The sequence below is a fragment of the Neisseria sp. HMSC064D07 genome (assembly GCF_001837185.1).
In the GTDB taxonomy this organism is placed as follows: Bacteria; Pseudomonadota; Gammaproteobacteria; order Burkholderiales; family Neisseriaceae; genus Neisseria; species Neisseria flavescens_C.
Map to the genome: position 1 here is coordinate 9,034 of NZ_KV831650.1, position 542 is coordinate 9,575.

Here is a 542-nt window from a genome sequence, read left to right on the forward strand (position 1 = left end):
CGAAGCCGCCAAACTGCCTTTGCAGCGTATGCTCAACTTCGCGGCAGGACTCAAACGCGGGGATGTGTTCAACGGCATGGGCCCCGCCTGATTTGCCGTCCATATTGCCGTTTCAGACGACCTCTCAAACAAGGACAACACCATGCAAACCGATTGCGACGTATTGATTGCCGGAAACGGGCTGGCGGCACTGACGCTCGCCCTGTCGCTGCCTGAGTCGTTCCGCATCGTCATTTTGTGTAAAAACCGGCTGGATGACACCGCCAGCCGTCATGCGCAAGGAGGGATTGCGGCGGCGTGGTCGGGAGAGGACGACATCGAAAAACACGTCGCCGATACTTTGGAAGCGGGTGCAGGTTTGTGCAACGAAGCCGCCGTCCGCACCATCCTGTCGCAGGGCAAACCGGCAATCGAATGGCTGCTGGCGCAGGGCGTGGCGTTCGACCAAAATAATAACGACCTGCACCTGACGCGCGAAGGCGGGCACACCTGCCGCCGAATCGCCCACGTCGCCGACTACACGGGCGAAGCCGTCATGCAGA

General features: G+C 60.3%; 1 protein-coding gene. It reads left to right on the top strand.

The genetic code is table 11. The features are described from left to right. Positions 1-142 precede the first annotated feature (142 nt). On the top strand, positions 143-542 hold a 400-nt coding region (locus HMPREF2608_RS01475), incomplete at its 3' end, for an FAD-binding protein (RefSeq protein WP_141761447.1).